Origin of the sequence: Chitiniphilus purpureus, from assembly GCF_025642115.1 — a bacterium.
Classification (GTDB): domain Bacteria; phylum Pseudomonadota; class Gammaproteobacteria; order Burkholderiales; family Chitinibacteraceae; genus Chitiniphilus; species Chitiniphilus purpureus.
In genome coordinates this window covers 3,100,874-3,116,291 of sequence record NZ_CP106753.1, presented here as the reverse complement: position 1 = coordinate 3,116,291, position 15,418 = coordinate 3,100,874, and the positions used below count along the sequence as shown (strand labels likewise).

The following is a 15,418-nucleotide window of genomic DNA, read 5'->3' as shown; positions in this document are numbered from 1 at the left end:
GTTCTCTATCCGCTCGCGCCTCAGGATTGTTCCCAGCGGCTGGACAGGTTGTAGCGGCCGTTGCCGAACAGGTGCACGTCGCGGATCGCGATCAGGTCGCTGCCGATGGTGCGGGTGAAGCGGTACTCGAAGCGCACCTTGAGCGCGGCGAAGGTCGGGTTGTCGCGTGGGTAGACGATGTTGTCGTCCATGATCTTGGCCTTGACCGACAGGCCCCAGCCGACCGCATCGTTGGTGGCCACGTTGCTGATCAGCACATTGCCGACCGATTGTCCGTTGTACTGCCAGTTGATCTCGAAGCCGGCACTGATCTCATCGCCCAGGTGGTTGGTGAAGGCGGGCCAGTCGGTCAGCCGGATGGTGGGGCCGTTGTGCGCCGCCGGCAGCGGGTTGGGTGCGGCATCGTTGGGGTGCTTCATGCCGCGCAGCTGATCCAGTTCCCAGGTGATGTCGCCCTCGTTGTTCACCAGACGTTCCATCACCGCGCCGACCACCGCCGAGGCGATCTCGATCGCCCCGCCGCTCAAGGGCCGGCTCTCCAACTGTTGCTGCTGCACCAGCGGCTCGGGCGGCGGTGGCAGCCTGACGGGCTCGGCCGGCTGCGGCGCGGGGTCGGACAGTGCGGCGGTCGCCAGCGCGAACGGCGCGGCCGTATTGGCATGGACATGGGTGGGCAGCGCGGCGCTGTGCAGCACCTGGTACTGCAGCTGCCCGCCCGAATTGCCGGTGCGCCCTTCGTACAGCGCGACGAACTGCGCATAGGTCAGCTTGAGCCGCCCGCCGGTGCTCGGCCATGGGTCGTGCAGGTACATATAGGTATCCGAGCCGTCCGGCGCGCCGTCGCTCTGCATGCCGACCAGCACGCGCGCATGCCCGCCGCCGTGCTCATCCCAGGTCATGTCGATATACAGCGGACCGTACTGTTCGAGCCATTCCCGCCATTGATCGAGGCCATACGAGGCCGGTGGCTCGGGCACCAGGTTCCATGCGTTGGCGAGCTGATGGCGATCCTTGGGCCACAGCCCGGTCCTGTAGGCATCGAGCGCCAGTACCGCGTCGGCGATCTCCTTGTCCGAGATATGCCGGTTGTCGCGCCAGCCGACCACCATGGCCGCGCTGGCGGCCCAGCAGGATTTGCGGCTGGTCTGCGGGTAATAGGGCACGGTGGTCCAATGCACCGCGAATGACTGGCCGGACAGGGCATGGCTGTCGTCGATGCCCAGCAGCAGGATCTCGTCGCGTGCGATCAGATGGCCGACATAGACCAGCTTCTTGGCGTCGAACAGATCGACCACGTCGCTGGGCCGGCTTTCCGCCGGCAGTGCGCCCGGCAGCGTCACGCCGGCGGCCTTGAAGGCGTCGTACACCAGCTCGGAGCAGTACGAGGCACTGGCCTGGCCCACCTGCAGCCCGGCCAGCCTGGCGATGCGGTCGATGATGAGCGCCCCGCCGGGGTTGAGCGTGCGGTAGCCGCTGAAGGCCACGCCGGCGTAGTTGTACGGCTGGCCGAGCCGGGACTTGGCGTAGGCGACGATGGCGGCCGCCTTGGCCGCATCCACCCGCGGGTCGCGGTAGGCCACCGCGAGGATGGCATCACCGATCGCGTCGCCCAGATTGACTTCGCGCACGCCATCGCCGACCGCTTCGATCACCTTGCCGCCGCCGATGTAGAGCAGGGTATGGCTGATCGCCGACAGCGTGCCGGCACGGATCAGGTACGACACCGGATGGCGGGCGGTCGAGACGATCAGGTCGCCCGCGTGCAGCGCATCCAGCCCGATCGAGCGTCCGCCCTGGCCTGGGTCGAGCGGAATGGCCAGCGCCTGCGCCACGCTGTCCGCCGCGTTGGCGTCAGCATGGACCGGCGCATCGAACGATTGCCCCAGCACCGAGGCGGCGCTGCCCTGCATGGCGATGAACACCTGGATCGGTTCCACGCCGAGCCCGGCACCGGCGCCGAAGGTCACCCCCTGGAAGCTGGGCGTGGTGTCGAACAGCGCCTGGGCGCTGACCGAGACCGCCAGATCGACCTCGACCGCCACCGCGAAGCTGATGCCGCCGAACGCCTCAATGCCGCCCTTGACGATGGTGATCTGCAATTCGGCCGAAGCGCTGTCGATCAGACCGGCGCGCACATCGAACTGGCCGTAGTAGCCGATCTTCCCGCCCGGGGCGAAGATCAGCCCGGCGCCCAGCCCGCCGCCCACCAGCAGGCCCGCGCTGACCGAGGGGCCGATCCCGATGCTGACGTTGTACCGGTCCACCACCAGCCGCAGTGCGCCGACCAGCGCGATCAGCGGTGGTTGCAGCACCGTCAGCGCGGCCAGCGCGAGCCGGGCTTCGGTCTGGCCGAGTACGCCGGTCGAGGGGGCGTGCACCGGGCGGCGCGCCTGGTCGGTCACCCGTACCTTGGGTTGTTGCGCCAGTGCCTGCGCAGTGGGGGCCGGTGCCGTCGCCGGCGTGGGATTGGGGAAGACACCGAAGCCGTCGTCGTAGTCCGCGGCCGCGGGTGGCCGGCCGGCATCCGGCCGGGGCGTGGCCTCGGCGGCGCGGGATGGGTCGTGCCGTGCTGCGGGCGCCTGTGCATCGCCGCCCCAGGCGAGGCTGGCATCGTGGCCGTTGACCGGGCCGTAGGACGAGGGCGCCGCGCTGCTGACCAGCCGGCGCAGGCCGCGGCCGGTGAGACCGCTGATGTTCACGTACATGTTGCCGGCGCCGGGCACCTGGATGGCATCCGGCACCCCGCCCCCGCCGCCTTCGGCATAGGTCGCCAGCCCGAAGTACAGCCGTGGCTGGCCGACGAAATTGGCCAGTACATCCGCCGGCACCAGGTAGACCGCCTCACCACGCCGCGCACGGATCGCGCCGCCACCGGCACGGCTCGAATAGAAGTTGCTGCGGCTGCGCTGTGCACGCCGCTCGGGCCGGAACAGCTCCGGATCGGTGGCGATGCCCACTTCGAACAGCGGGCTTTCGGTGCGGATGGTGAATCCCAGCACGCTGAAGCGGTCGTCGACCGATTCGCGATTGGCGCGGATGAGTGGCATGTATCCTCCTACCGGCACACGGTCCCGGTGCACGCCTCATCAGGCGGCGGGGGGTGTTCCGGACATCGTGTCATCGGGCGCGCTGCCCGCTTCCTGCGGCATCTCGGGCGACATCGCCTCCCAGAACCGCTGGGTGCTGTCGATGCCGATCTGCTGCAACAGCGGCGCCATGAAGCGCTCGATCGCGCGCAGCTCGCGGAAAAAGCCACGCTGGCCGGTCTGCACGTGTTCGATCGAACCGCGCCATTCGGCAGGGGCGTTGTCGGTCTCCCCGTGCTCGCGCCAGATCCGCACGATGAACGAGGCGGACTGGTCTTCCAGCAGCGTCATGCGCACAAGACTCCTCGCTGTTCGGATTGCAGTGTCGTCCGCGCCGCTCACCGGGCTGTCTCGGCGTCATCACAACGCCATCACGCACCCGTAAGGAAAATGCGCAGCGGCCGCAGCCGTGCCGGGTCCGCTGGCGCGGAACCCGGCGCGGCTGTGGCGGGAGCGGGGAGTGGGGGGAGGGAGAGTCAGGATTCGAGCTGGCGCAGCGAACGCTGCAACTGCGCATCGGCTTCGGCGAGCAGGCGGCGGGCTGCTTCGATCTGGTCGCGCGGGTCGGGTGCCCGGGACGGCAGCAGGGCGGCGGCGAGGCTGGCCTGGGCCGCGCCGAGCATCGGGCTGCTGCCGACGGCCGTACCGATCGCCCCGGCATTGATGTGCTGGTACAGCGCCACGGTCTCGGGCATGGGCTGGATCGCCAGCTCACGCTTGAGCAGGCCGCGGCAATACTCGAACTGCCGCAGCGCCAGCGCACGCTGCCCTGCCAGCACATACAGCCGCATCAGCTCGCGGTGGATGTCCTCACGCAGCGGATCGCAATCGAGGATGGCCTGGGCATGGCGGATGCCGGCCGGATGGTCGGCGCCGAGCGCGGCCAGCTTCATCAGCCGGCCATGCGCGTTCAGATAGGTGCGGCGCTGCTTTTCACGTTCGCGCAGTGCCCAGTCGTCGTTGAACTCGCACAGGATATCGGCCTTGTACAGCGCCACGCCGGCGCGCAGGCCGGCGATATCGGCCTCGGTCAGCGCCTCCAACGGATGCGCGAGACCCGGTCCGGTCAGGCGCTGGAATTCCTCGATGTCCAGCAGCAGCGCCTCGCCGGTCAACAGACCGATGCCGCCACGCCCGTCGCTGCCGATCACACTGCCCTGGGCCAACGGTGGCTGCTCCAGCGCCCGGCGCAGTCGCCACAACGTGGTGTTGAATGCGCCGGGATTGACGGTGTCGCCGCGGTCGGCCCACAGCACGGCGCACAGCTCGCTGCGGCTGAAGAAGCGCCCGCGGGCCAGCGCCAGGAAGGCGAGCAGGCTGGCCATGCGCCCGCCCAGCGTCAGCGCGGGGGCTGGATGGCCGTTGAGATGGATCGACATCGAGCCAAACAGGTTCAGGTGCAGCAAGGCTGCCATGCTTACTCCCTTGTTTGCCGGACCGTCATCGGAGTCGGGGCGCATCATCCGGAGCCGCGCCGCCAGCGGTGGCGGCCATTGCGCCACCGGGCAGACGTGCTCCCGTCGTGCCTGCCTTGTGCTGCGGCGGTGAGGCGTCGGCACGGTTGCCCGCGGCGGTGGCCGCGGGCCAGGTGTCACCTGCTTGCAGATGCTTGTGGCCGCTGCACTGTGTTCCCCAGGTAATGTGGAAAAATAGCCGGCCCGTTCCGACCTGCGGGCGACGGCCTAACACGTTGGCATGATGAACGGAGCATTGACCGTATTTACAGGGTCAGGATTGGCCGGCGCACCGGGAAAGGGGCATCGGCACGATGCACAACCGGCGCCCCGGCCAGGATGGCGCACCTTCCGCCGTGCGGGCCGACATTGCGGCGTGGGCGGGGGGCAGTCGCGGTAAAATGGCCGCCGTCTTCCATCGCGCCATCTGCCAATGCTCCACACCCTCAATGCGCCGCAGCAGGCGGCCGTGCGTTACCTGGACGGACCGTGCCTCGTGCTGGCCGGCGCAGGCTCGGGCAAGACGCGGGTGATCACGCAGAAGATCGCCTACCTGATCGAGCAGGCGCAGATGGATGCGCGCAACATCGCCGCCATCACCTTCACCAACAAGGCCGCGCGTGAAATGCAGGAGCGGGTGGCATCGCTGATGGACCCGGGCCGGCTGCGCGGGCTGACGGTGTCCACCTTCCACAGCCTGGGGATGCGCATCCTGCGCGAAGAGGCGCGGCATATCGGCTACAAGCCCCAGTTCTCCATCCTCGATTCGGCGGATGCCGCCAAGATCATCTCCGATCTGCTGGCCACCACCGACAAGGCGCTGGTGCGTGCCACCGTCTCACGCATTTCGCTGCTCAAGAATGACCGCGTCAGCCCGGATGCAGCCCTGCACAGCGCCGCATCCGAGGGCGAGCTGCACCTGGCCAGGCTGTACCGTGCCTATCAGGACACACTGCTCGCCTACCAGGCCGTGGATTTCGACGACCTGATCCGCCTGCCGGTGGATCTGTTCGAGGCCGGGGAGGAGGTGCTCAGGAAGTGGCAGCAGCGGCTGCGCTATCTGTTGATCGACGAATGCCAGGACACCAACGCCACCCAGTACCAGATGGTCAAGCTCCTGACCGGCGTTTCCGGCCAGTTCACCGCAGTGGGCGACGACGATCAGAGCATCTATGCCTGGCGCGGTGCCGACATGGAGAACCTGCGGCTGCTGCAGCAGGATTTCCCGCGGCTCAAGGTGATCAAGCTGGAGCAGAACTACCGTTCGGTGGCGCGTATCCTCAAGTGCGCCAATGCGGTGATCGCCAACAACCCCAAGCTCTTTGAGAAGACGCTGTGGTCCGACCTCGGGATCGGCGATCCGGTGCAGATCATCGAGGCCAAGAACGAGGAGCACGAGGCCGAGCTGGTCTGCATGAAGCTGCAGGCGCACAAGTTCGAGGCCGGCACGGGCTTCAAGGACTACGCCGTCCTCTATCGCAGCAACTTCCAGGCGCGCATCATCGAGACGGCGTTGCGCACCCAGCGCATTCCGTATGTGATCTCGGGCGGGCAGAGCTTTTTCGAGCGCGCCGAGATCAAGGACGTGCTGGCCTACCTGCGCCTGGCGGCCAACGAGAACGACGATCCAGCCTTCATCCGCGCGGTGACCACGCCCAAGCGCGGCGTAGGCAATGTCACGCTGGAACGGCTGGGTGCCTATGCGGCCGAGCGCCATTGCTCGCTGTTTGCGGCGGTGTTCGAGGAAGGCTTCATCCACCAGGTGCAACCGCAGCAGTACGAGCCGCTCAAGGTCTTCGCCGGTTTCATCAACAACCTGCAGTACCGCGCGCGCACCGAGCCGGCCGGCGCGTTGCTGCAGGAACTGCTGGCCGCGATCGGGTACGAGACCTGGCTTTACGACACCGAGGAGCCGCGCCCGGCCGAGACCAAGTGGAAGAATGTGCAGGACTTCGTCGGCTGGGTCGACAAGCAGGGCCAGGAAAAAGGGCGCAGCCTGATCGAGATCGTGCAGAACATCGCGCTGATCACCATGCTTGAAGGGCGCGACGAGGCCGAGGTGGACGCGGTCAGGCTCACCACGCTGCATGCGTCCAAGGGGCTGGAATACCCGCACGTGTTCCTGATCGGCTGCGAGGAGGACATCCTGCCGCACGCCAATTCGATCGAAGGCAACATGGTCGAGGAGGAGCGCCGCCTGATGTATGTGGGCATCACCCGCGCGCAGCGCTCGCTCACCATCACCTACTGCGGCAAGCGCAAGCGCGCCGGCGAATGGCAGATCACCCAGCCCAGCCGTTTCCTGCGCGAGCTGCCGGCCGAGGAGATCCGGGTATCCGGGCGCTTGGCCGGGGCGAAGTCCGAGCCGCTCGTGACCAAGCAGGAAGGCCGCGCGATGCTGGCCGGGCTGATGGCCAAGCTGGGCTGACGGGGCCGCCTTGCTGCCGGCGGCGCGTCAGGCCGGCAGCGCCGCCACGTCGCGCGGCACGGTTTCCAGAAAGGCGGGGCGCTCCTGCAGTCGTTCGTGCAGCGCGGCCAGGTTCGGATACGCCGCGGCCCAGTCCTCTTCGGAAAAACGGAATGCAAGATAGCCCAGCAGGCAGCCGACGGCGATGTCGGCCAGCGAGAAGCTGTCGCCCAGGCACCACTTGCGTTCGCCCAGCTCATGCGACAGCTGCCTCAATCCGCGTTCGATCTTGCCCTGGTTATGTGCGATCGCGTCGGCCGATTGCAGCTTGGCCGGCCGTTTGCGCTCCTGCATGATGGCGGTGGCGGCATCGAGGATGCCGTCAGCCAGTGCTTCCCAGCGCTTGGCGCGGATCGCCTGGCGGTGGTCGGCCGGAATCAGCTTGCCCACCGGTGAGACATGCTCCAGGTATTCGACGATGACGCGCGAGTCGTACAGCGGTTTGCCATCGTCCAGGAGCAGCACCGGCACCTTGCCCAAAGGATTGTGCTCGCAGACGAGATGGCTTTGCTCCCAGGGCGAGGCCACGATGATCTGGCATTCGATGCGCTTTTCGTGCAGCACAATGCGAACCTTTCTTCCGTAAGGACTTGTCAGCGAAGTGATCAGCTTCATGGGAGGCCTATGGGCGGGAAGTCTGCGCTCAATTCTAGAGTGCCCGCGCTGGCGAGACCAGCGCCGTTGCGCAGGTGCGACAGCGGTATTTCAGAAAGCAGGGCGTGGAATATGCTGACGGGATACTGTTGCAGATCTTGTCATCAAGCGCGTACGGACCATTGCGGGTGGGTGGCCGATGCTCAGAAACGCTTGCGGGCATTGAGCATGCCGCGCTCGCTGCGCTGCTCCTCGCCTTCGGTGTGATCGTAACGCACCCCCAGCGAGAGATCGTCCGGCAATGCCCAATCCAACCCGACGCCATAGATCATCTGCTCGCTGCCGGCATTGGCCGGGTCGATGCGATAGTCCGTGCCCGGCGTATCGAGATAGCGTAGCCGCGCCGGGTCGTTGTCGCGCAGCCAGTACTGGTATTCCAGCCGCACATGCGGGGTGAGCCGGCCGGTATCGAGCGAGAACGGATGGTCCATGTACATCCCCAGCGTACCCGAGCGGCTGCTCAGCCCCTGTTCCGCGGCATGGAGCGCGCCGGCAAGCTCGGCCGCCTCCTGGTAGTCGTACAGGCGGGCGCGGATCAGCTCGAAGCGGCCGTAGGGGTTGAGGCGCAAGCCGTCGAGCCGGTAGTCGTATCCAAATGCCAGTGCGCCGTAGACCTGATTGGCCTGGCGGCGTGCCCGATAGCGGGCCTCCAGCGGCTGCCGGTCGGCGTCGAAGTACACCCGGCCGTAACCGATCAGGCTGTCCAGATAGAATGCGGGCCACGGGCGGAAGCTGCTGTATGCGGTGAGCGTGACATTGCGCGCCTGCTGCGCACTGCCCCAGCCGATGAGGCTGTCGCCGTGCCCATAGCCCAGCCCGATGCCGCCACTCAGATAGGGCGTGAACGGGTAGTCGGCGCCGACGCTCAGCCCCGACGTGTTGAATGCCACGCCCCGTTCGGTGCCCACGTTCAGCGTCCCTGCGCTCCATAGCGACAGATCACGCGGCAGGTATTGTGCGATGCCTTCCACCGCGCGCTGGTCCTGCCACGGCAACTGCTGCCCGTCCAGATACAGCCCGAGCCGGCTGCGCGCCTGATGATCGGCCTCGCGCAACTGCGCCAGCCGCGGCAGCAGATTGCCGATCTGCGCACCGGCACTGCGCCGCGCGAAGCCGGCCTGGGCCGACAGCAGCGCCGGCATGTCGGAGGCGGTGCCGGGCGCCGGACGCGGCACGACCTGCAGTTGCAGTGTGGCGAGCACCACGCCGTCGTTGCGATCGCGCAGCGCGTAGCGGACGGTGGCCGGCCCGGCAAACCCAGGGGCGGGGGCAAAGGCGAGCAGCAGGACGGGTGGGGCATCGATGCGCGCCTTGGCGGTCAGCGTGGCCAGCCCGGCGTGCGCCGGTTCCACTGCCACCACGCTGCCGCCGACGAAGGGCGAGCCCTCCCGGTTGGCAAGTGCAAGCTGCAGCGGTTGACCGGCCAGCACCGCAATGGGGCCGTCCCCGGCGACAACCGGCGCCACCCAGGGCAGCGCAAGGAACAGCCCGCGCAGTGCCCGCAGCCTGAGCTTGAGGCACAGCCGGCCCAGGCAGGCTGGCAGCAAGGCGCGGACGAGCAACAACATGGGCGGCGATCCTCCTGGCCGGCACCGTGCGCGGGTGCTTGCGGCCTTTTTCCGGCTGACCGTGCGGCCGTGCCTTGGTTGCGCCGCCCAGGCGCATGGCATGGCCAGGAGACGAGCGGCACTGCGGCGCCAGGCGCCGCAGTGCGCCGGATGCTCAGCGAGTGCGAATCGCGTTGCGCACGAATTCCCCGGCGGGCTTGAGGTTGGTGGTGCCCCAGTTGCCGCTGGCGCACGTGCCGGTTTTCCAGACCGCGCCGGAACGCCAGTCGTCCGAGTAGTTCCAGTTGGTCCAGCTGATCTTGCGTGCGTTCATGTAGTCCAGGTACTGCTGGGTCATCGCAAAATCGTTCTCGCCGTCCCCGCTGAAGGTCTGCGAGCCCCATTCGGTGACAAACACCGGCAGCCGCTCCGCGGCCCGCTTGAGCGCGGCCAGATAGGGCGCGCCGTGCGAGGCGGCATAGAAGTGGAAGGTGTACATGATGTTGGGCAGGCGCAGCGGATCGTTGAGGATGTCATCGACGCTGCCGCCGTCCGAGACGCCGAACGAGCTCCAGCCGTGGGTGCCGATCAGCACCAGTGCGTCTGGATCGGCCGCGCGGATCACCGGGATGATCTGTTCGCCATATTCGCGGATCCGTTGCCAGGGCACCTTGTTCGGTTCGTTGGCCACGTCGTAGAGGATGTTCTTCTGCTGGCCGTACTTTTGCGCGATCCGGCTGAAGAAGGTCCTGGCCAGCGCCAGGTTGGCATTGGGGTCGCCCGGTTCGAGCTGATGCCAGTCCACCAAGGCATACAGGCCGCGCCTGGTGGCCTCGTCGATCAGCCGCTCCACCTGCGCGGTGAAACCGGCCGGATCGCTCTCGTAGCCGCCTTCCTGCACGTAGAGCGAAATGCGCAGAATATCGGCCTGCCAATCGGTCGCCAGGGTATCGAGCGAGGCATCGGTCAGGCAGGTGCCCCAGCCATACCACTGCAGACCATGGCTGCTCATGCCGCGCAGCTGGATGGCTTCGCCGTGCTCATTGCACAGGTTCAGGTTGTTGGCGCAGACCTTGAGTTGACCATGCCGTGCCACCGGCGAGCCGCCCGGTTGCGGAGTCGGCACCGCTGTCGGGGTCGGCGTCGGCGTCGGCGTGGGGGTGACGGCAGGCGTCGGAGTAGGCACCGGCGTCGGCGTCGGCGCGGAGCCACACTGGCCCAGCTGCTTCCAGACACCCCACGAGCCCGATTGCGCCGGATTGTCGCCTTGGGTCCACCATCTGGCCTCGTAGTTGCTGCCGTTGTGGGTCACGCGTTGACCGCCGCTGTAGACCCCGGTCGCGCTCCAGGTCGCGTAGCAGACCGACGGCGCGGCAGTGGGCGTGGGGGGCGCCGGGGTCGGGTTGGGCGTGGGACTGGTGCCTGGTGCCGGAGTGGGGGTCGGCGTCGGACCGGGCGCAGGGGTGGGGGTTGCGACAGGGGTCGGCGCCGTGGCGGTGCCGGCGTCCTGCCACAGTGTGGGCGTTGCCGCCGGGTTCCAGTTGGCGCCGACAAAGGCGGTATGTGCAACCAGCGCGCGGTAGTCGCGGCCGTTGTAGCTGACCACGGCGCCGGCATCATAGCGGGCGCCTTCCTGCCATGCGGGTGCCGCCAGCGCGAACGGGGCGGTGACCAGGGTGCCGACGACGGCAAGCAAGGCCGCGAGGCGGCGGGCTGCGCCGGTTGTGCCGGACGATTTCTGCGACATTGTTCTGCTCCTCATGCCATCCGTTGGATGGGGTGGGCGCCGCATCGGCGGCGGCGCTGTTCTTCGATGTGGCCGGGCTGCGTCGGGTATCCGCCGCGATCGGCCTCAGGCAGCGCAGCTTTGCCCGGAGGCCGGGGCGATGCAAGCGGCCAGTGCGGTCCTTTTCACGGTTTTGCCGGAAAAATGATGTCCAATCAACGCATTGCCGCGGCAGCGCAATGTGGGCATTTTCACCGGCAACGCCGGGCGGCGGCAATCCCGGGTGCGGTGCGTCGTGCCTAGGGCACGGCCGACCGGATCGGGCGGGGCCGGCCTGACGGTTGCGCCGGTGGTGGGGGCGGGCTACGCTCGCCGTTCCGTTGAAAGTCAGTGAAGACAGGGACAGGGCTTTGATCAATCCAAAGAACAAACCGATCGGGGTGGTGGACGACGACGAGGCGCTGCGTATCGTCTCGGATGCGGTCCTCAAGCTGTGGGATACCGTGGACGATCTGTCGCGGCTGCGCCCGGCGCACACCGAGCACTACCACGTCACCATTTTCGGTTCGGCGCGCATCCAGGAGAACATGCCGGCCTATCAGGCAGTGAAATACCTGGCGGCCGAGCTGGCGGCCATGGGTTGCCGCATTGTCACCGGCGGGGGGCCGGGGTTGATGCAGGCGGCCAACGAAGGCGCTGCCCAGGCGGTGCCGGACAACCCGGATGCCTCGGTGGGCATTCGCATCGATCTGGATTTCGAACAGACCGTCAACGACTTCGTCGGCCGCACCTACCAGCACAAGACCTTCTTTTCGCGGCTGCACCACTTCGTGCAGCGCTCCAACGCTTTCATCGTGACGCCGGGCGGCATCGGCACCGCGCTGGAGCTGCTGATGGTCTGGCAGCTGCTGCAGGTGCGCAAGCTCTACGATACCCCGCTGATCCTGGTGGGGGAGATGTGGCACGAGATGGTGTCCTGGGCGCGGCGCAACATGGTCGACTCAGGCGCGGCACTTGCCAGCCCCATCGATATGGAGATCCCGGTGGTGGTGGATACGGTGGAGGATGCCGTCCACCTGATCCGTGAGCACCATGCGCGCTGGCTGGCGGACGGCAAGGCGTTGGATTAACGCCACCGACAAGACCTGCCGGGCGGCGGTGCGCCCACTTGCCGTGCCGCGGTACTGTCGGCCAGCGCAGGAAGCCCGTTTCACAGGCGGTGAGGCGTTTCGCGCTGCTTGCCGGACGCGCTGCGCCGACTTGGGCCAGCGCCTCCCGGCTGGTCACGCCGTCGTGCGGGCCGCGGCGGCCGATCGGTTCCGAAGCGGCATCCACCGGTTTGGATGGATGCGGGGCCGTGACCTACGGGGCGCTGTCGATCTTCACCCACACGGTGTAGGTGCTGTGCGCCGTGCTGTCGCCGGTATGGCTGCCCCGGCTGCGGCTGGCGCCGGCGATGCTGGACTGGCCCACCGGCAGCCATTCGCCCAGCGTTCCGCGCACCTCGCTGTAGGCGCTGTGCTGTTCGATGCTGCCCTCCGGTCCGAACCGGCTTTGCTCGGGGTAGAGGCGCAGCAGCACGCTATGGTCACCAAGCAGCCGTGGTTCGGCCCAGAATCCGCTGCCGGTGGCGATCCACTGGCCGCCCCCCAGCACTACGCCGTGGCCGGAGCGCGTGGCCACGGCCACCTGCGGTTGGAAGCGCTCACTGCCCAGCCGGATGAAGGCATGGCCGCCGTCGAGCACGCGGACCCGCTGCGTGCTCACGCCTTCGTCGCGTGTGCCACCGCCGAACAGGCGCAGCCCGACACCGACCCCACGGTTGGAAATGGCCACTCCTTCCAGCCCCAGTGCACGGCCGGCGCGGCTGTGGCCTTCGCGCTGCTCGACCGTCACGCTCAGGTTGCGCGCCGCGATATCCAACCGGTCCAGCAACGCCAGCACCTGTTCATAGGTGGCGGTGTCGGGGCTGCGTACGATCAGTTGGTTGTGGTGGGCCTGGATCGCGGCGTCGGGCACGCTGTCGCGCAATACCGGCAGCAATTCGGCCGCCGGTCGATGGCGCAGCGTGACCACGTCCATCCGTTCGGCGAGGGCGCCGCCGGCAACGAGCATCAGCAGCCAGACGAGCCAGGGACGCATGCTCCCACTCCTTGCCGGCAGTGCCGGCCTTGTTGGTTGGACCTGTTCGACGCGGTGCGCGGGCACTGACGTCGTCCGTTCCATGAAGGCGGCAGCGGCGGCGTGAAGTTCAACCGTTCCGCCCGGCGTGTCCCGGAGGGGGGCACACGCAGTCGCGTCCGGGCCTCAGAGCGGCAGCAGCAGGGCGATGGCCTGGGCTTCCACCGCTTCCGAAGCACCGACCGGGCCCAGGGTCTCGTAGGTCTTGGCCTTGATGTTGACGCAGTGTTCGGCGATTGCCAGATCCGCGGCCAGATGGGCCACCATCGCCGGGATGTGGGGCGCCATCTTCGGGCGCTGGATCAGGATGGTGGCGTCGACATTGCCGACACGCCAGCCGGCGGCCTGCACGCGCCGGCCCGCTTCGCGCAGCAGCGCGCGGCTGTCCGCGCCTTTGAACGTGGGATCGGTATCCGGAAAGTGCCGGCCGATGTCGCCAAGCCCCGCCGCGCCGAGAATGGCATCGGTCACCGCATGCAGCAGTGCATCGGCATCCGAGTGTCCGAGCAGGCCCTTGTCGAAGGGGATGGTGACGCCGCCGAGGATCAGCGGGCGCCCGGGCACGAGGCGGTGTACGTCCCAACCCTGTCCGATTCTCATGTCGATTCCTTGTGAAAGGCTGAAGTCCTAGCGTGCGCGGGCGGCCAGGATCAATTCGGCCAGTTGCAGATCCTGCGGATAGGTCACCTTGAGGTTCCAGGGACTGCCGTGCACCAGCGCCGGCGACAACCCCAGCCTTTCGAGCGCACTGGCCTCATCGGTGATCTCCGGGCCAAGCGTGGCTTCCAGTGCGCCGGCCAGCACATCCAACCGGAACATCTGTGGCGTCTGCGCCTGCCACAGCCCGTCGCGTGGATGGGTATGGGCGATGCGCGTGCCGTGCGCTGCCGCCTTCAGCGTATCGGCCACCGGCAGTGCGAGGATGCCGCCGACTGCATCGTGCCGCAGCGTGGCGATCATGGCGCTGACCAGCGCGGGATCGAGGCAGGGGCGGGCGGCATCGTGCACCAGGACCCAGGGTGCGCCGGCCGTTGGCCGAAGCGGTCCGGGCGTGGCATCACACTGCACCGCCAGACGCACGGCGATCCGTTCGGATGGCCGCGGCGGCACCGCCGCATCGGGCTCGCCGGGCAGATAGTCGGGCCACAGCGCGCGTAGGCCGTTGCGCACCGTGGCCGCGCGGGTCTCGCCGCCGACCCGCAGCACCGTCAGTCGGTGGAAGCCGGACCAGTCGTAGTGATCCCATTCCCGGTCATCGGGGGCCAGCACGACCGCGATGCGGCTCAGCTCGGGGACCGCGTGCAGCGCCTGCAGCGTGTGCCAGATCAGCGGCCGGCCAGCCAGCGGCAGGTACTGCTTGGGTTGCTGCGCGGCCATGCGGCTGCCGCTGCCGGCTGCCGGCAGCAGCGCGACACAGGTGTCGCTCATGCCGGGGCGGTCTCGGCCGTCTTGGGCTCGTAGCCGCGCCACAGGCAGCTGCCCTTGACCGCCTTGTCCAGCTCGTCAAGGTAGGCTTCGTGCGCAGCGACATCGGCCGCATCCGGCACGACGACCCGCAATGGCTTGCGTGCCGCGCGGCGGGCCCAGGCCGCGCTGTCGGACGTGCCACCTGCGTCGCCCAGGAAATCGATTAGCAGACTGTCCTGGCCACGCGTCATCGCCAGATACACCTCGGCGAGCAGCTCGCAGTCGATCAATGCCCCGTGCAACGTACGGGCGCTGCGATCGATCTCGAAGCGGTCACACAGCGCATCCAGACTGTTGCGCTTGCCGGGAAACTGCTCCTTGGCCATCGCCAGCGTGTCGATCACACCGCTCACATGGTCGGTGATCCTGCCCAGGCCCAGCCGGCCCAGTTCGTGGTTGAGAAAGGCCACGTCGAACGGCGCGTTGTGGATGATGAGCTCGGCGCCTGCGACAAAGCGCAGGAATTCGTCCGCGATGTCGCCGAACCTGGGCTTGTCCGCCAGGAAATCGGTGGTCAGCCCGTGCACATTGAGCGCGCCTTCCTCGCTGTCGCGCTCCGGATTGATATACCGGTGCAGATGACGCTCGGGCGGCGAGAGTTTGCGGTCCATCATTTCGACCGCGGCGATTTCGAGGATGCGGTTGCCGTCCTCCACCCGCAGGCCGGTGGTTTCGGTATCGAGAATGATCTGCCGGTTGGTCATGATGCGATCGTCTATGGCTGATGAAGGCCCGGATTTTATCACTGTGCCGCCCCAGGTTGGCCGGCTGCGGCGTGCATTCCCGGGATTGCCGCCGGACCGGGCTTTTATTGCCGGGTGACAGATATCGCGTTG

The 15,418-nt window shown here is 67.8% G+C and carries 12 protein-coding genes; 2 read left to right on the top strand and 10 right to left on the bottom strand.

Annotated features, from left to right (window positions below):
- Positions 1-20: 20 nt before the first annotated feature.
- From N8I74_RS14410 to N8I74_RS14400, 3 genes are all read right to left on the bottom strand, one after another.
- Positions 21-3,047 carry a papain-like cysteine protease family protein gene (locus tag N8I74_RS14410; RefSeq protein WP_263123801.1) on the bottom strand — a complete coding sequence of 1,009 codons (3,027 nt, stop codon included), beginning with the start codon at positions 3,045-3,047 and terminating at the stop codon, positions 21-23.
- Positions 3,048-3,086: 39 nt separating this feature from the next.
- Complete coding sequence (locus tag N8I74_RS14405; protein ID WP_263123800.1) at positions 3,087-3,377, bottom strand: hypothetical protein; 291 nt, start codon at positions 3,375-3,377, stop codon at positions 3,087-3,089.
- 185 nt (positions 3,378-3,562) lie between these two features.
- Positions 3,563-4,501 (bottom strand): AfsR/SARP family transcriptional regulator, encoded by a 939-nt coding sequence (locus tag N8I74_RS14400; protein WP_263123799.1) that lies wholly within the window; start codon positions 4,499-4,501, stop codon positions 3,563-3,565.
- 472 nt (positions 4,502-4,973) lie between these two features.
- Here N8I74_RS14400 and N8I74_RS14395 point away from each other — a divergent pair, with 472 nt between their 5' ends.
- The gene (locus tag N8I74_RS14395; RefSeq protein WP_263123798.1) at positions 4,974-6,968 is read left to right on the top strand and encodes a UvrD-helicase domain-containing protein; all 1,995 of its coding nucleotides are present in this window, start codon (positions 4,974-4,976) and stop codon (positions 6,966-6,968) included.
- Positions 6,969-6,995: 27 nt separating this feature from the next.
- Here the strand turns inward: N8I74_RS14395 and N8I74_RS14390 are convergent, their stop codons facing one another.
- From N8I74_RS14390 to N8I74_RS14380, 3 genes are all read right to left on the bottom strand, one after another.
- Complete coding sequence (locus N8I74_RS14390) at positions 6,996-7,622, bottom strand: glutathione S-transferase (RefSeq protein ID WP_263123797.1); 627 nt, start codon at positions 7,620-7,622, stop codon at positions 6,996-6,998.
- Positions 7,623-7,804: 182 nt separating this feature from the next.
- The gene (locus N8I74_RS14385) at positions 7,805-9,229 is read right to left on the bottom strand and encodes an autotransporter outer membrane beta-barrel domain-containing protein (protein WP_263123796.1); all 1,425 of its coding nucleotides are present in this window, start codon (positions 9,227-9,229) and stop codon (positions 7,805-7,807) included.
- A 154-nt stretch (positions 9,230-9,383) separates the two neighbouring features.
- Positions 9,384-10,955 carry a cellulase family glycosylhydrolase gene (locus N8I74_RS14380; RefSeq protein ID WP_263123795.1) on the bottom strand — a complete coding sequence of 524 codons (1,572 nt, stop codon included), beginning with the start codon at positions 10,953-10,955 and terminating at the stop codon, positions 9,384-9,386.
- A gap of 389 nt (positions 10,956-11,344) precedes the next feature.
- Here N8I74_RS14380 and N8I74_RS14375 point away from each other — a divergent pair, with 389 nt between their 5' ends.
- Positions 11,345-12,064 (top strand): LOG family protein, encoded by a 720-nt coding sequence (locus N8I74_RS14375; protein WP_263123794.1) that lies wholly within the window; start codon positions 11,345-11,347, stop codon positions 12,062-12,064.
- 232 nt (positions 12,065-12,296) lie between these two features.
- Here N8I74_RS14375 and N8I74_RS14370 read toward each other — a convergent pair whose 3' ends face one another.
- The 4 genes from N8I74_RS14370 to dnaQ all read right to left on the bottom strand — a co-directional run bounded on the left by N8I74_RS14370 (position 12,297) and on the right by dnaQ (position 15,286).
- Positions 12,297-13,076 (bottom strand): hypothetical protein, encoded by a 780-nt coding sequence (locus N8I74_RS14370; protein ID WP_263123793.1) that lies wholly within the window; start codon positions 13,074-13,076, stop codon positions 12,297-12,299.
- A gap of 165 nt (positions 13,077-13,241) precedes the next feature.
- Positions 13,242-13,721 (bottom strand): 2-C-methyl-D-erythritol 2,4-cyclodiphosphate synthase, encoded by a 480-nt coding sequence (gene ispF, locus N8I74_RS14365; RefSeq protein WP_308445893.1) that lies wholly within the window; start codon positions 13,719-13,721, stop codon positions 13,242-13,244.
- Between the two features lie 21 nt (positions 13,722-13,742).
- Positions 13,743-14,543 (bottom strand): IspD/TarI family cytidylyltransferase, encoded by an 801-nt coding sequence (locus tag N8I74_RS14360; RefSeq protein ID WP_263123791.1) that lies wholly within the window; start codon positions 14,541-14,543, stop codon positions 13,743-13,745.
- The gene (gene dnaQ, locus N8I74_RS14355) at positions 14,540-15,286 is read right to left on the bottom strand and encodes a DNA polymerase III subunit epsilon (RefSeq protein WP_263123790.1); all 747 of its coding nucleotides are present in this window, start codon (positions 15,284-15,286) and stop codon (positions 14,540-14,542) included. The genes N8I74_RS14360 and dnaQ overlap by 4 nt, the downstream gene beginning before the upstream one ends.
- Between the last annotated feature and the right edge of the window lie 132 nt (positions 15,287-15,418).

What these genes read in the sequence shown, in the direction of transcription:
- N8I74_RS14390 (WP_263123797.1), bottom strand. Translation starts at nt 7,622, where the DNA reads ATGAAGCTGATCACTTCGCTGACAAGTCCTTACGGAAGAAAGGTTCGC.
- N8I74_RS14360 (WP_263123791.1), bottom strand. Translation starts at nt 14,543, where the DNA reads ATGAGCGACACCTGTGTCGCGCTGCTGCCGGCAGCCGGCAGCGGCAGC.
- N8I74_RS14370 (WP_263123793.1), bottom strand. Translation starts at nt 13,076, where the DNA reads ATGCGTCCCTGGCTCGTCTGGCTGCTGATGCTCGTTGCCGGCGGCGCC.
- N8I74_RS14410 (WP_263123801.1), bottom strand. Translation starts at nt 3,047, where the DNA reads ATGCCACTCATCCGCGCCAATCGCGAATCGGTCGACGACCGCTTCAGC.
- N8I74_RS14385 (WP_263123796.1), bottom strand. Translation starts at nt 9,229, where the DNA reads ATGTTGTTGCTCGTCCGCGCCTTGCTGCCAGCCTGCCTGGGCCGGCTG.
- dnaQ (WP_263123790.1), bottom strand. Translation starts at nt 15,286, where the DNA reads ATGACCAACCGGCAGATCATTCTCGATACCGAAACCACCGGCCTGCGG.
- N8I74_RS14395 (WP_263123798.1), top strand. Translation starts at nt 4,974, where the DNA reads ATGCTCCACACCCTCAATGCGCCGCAGCAGGCGGCCGTGCGTTACCTG.
- N8I74_RS14400 (WP_263123799.1), bottom strand. Translation starts at nt 4,501, where the DNA reads ATGGCAGCCTTGCTGCACCTGAACCTGTTTGGCTCGATGTCGATCCAT.
- N8I74_RS14380 (WP_263123795.1), bottom strand. Translation starts at nt 10,955, where the DNA reads ATGTCGCAGAAATCGTCCGGCACAACCGGCGCAGCCCGCCGCCTCGCG.
- N8I74_RS14405 (WP_263123800.1), bottom strand. Translation starts at nt 3,377, where the DNA reads ATGACGCTGCTGGAAGACCAGTCCGCCTCGTTCATCGTGCGGATCTGG.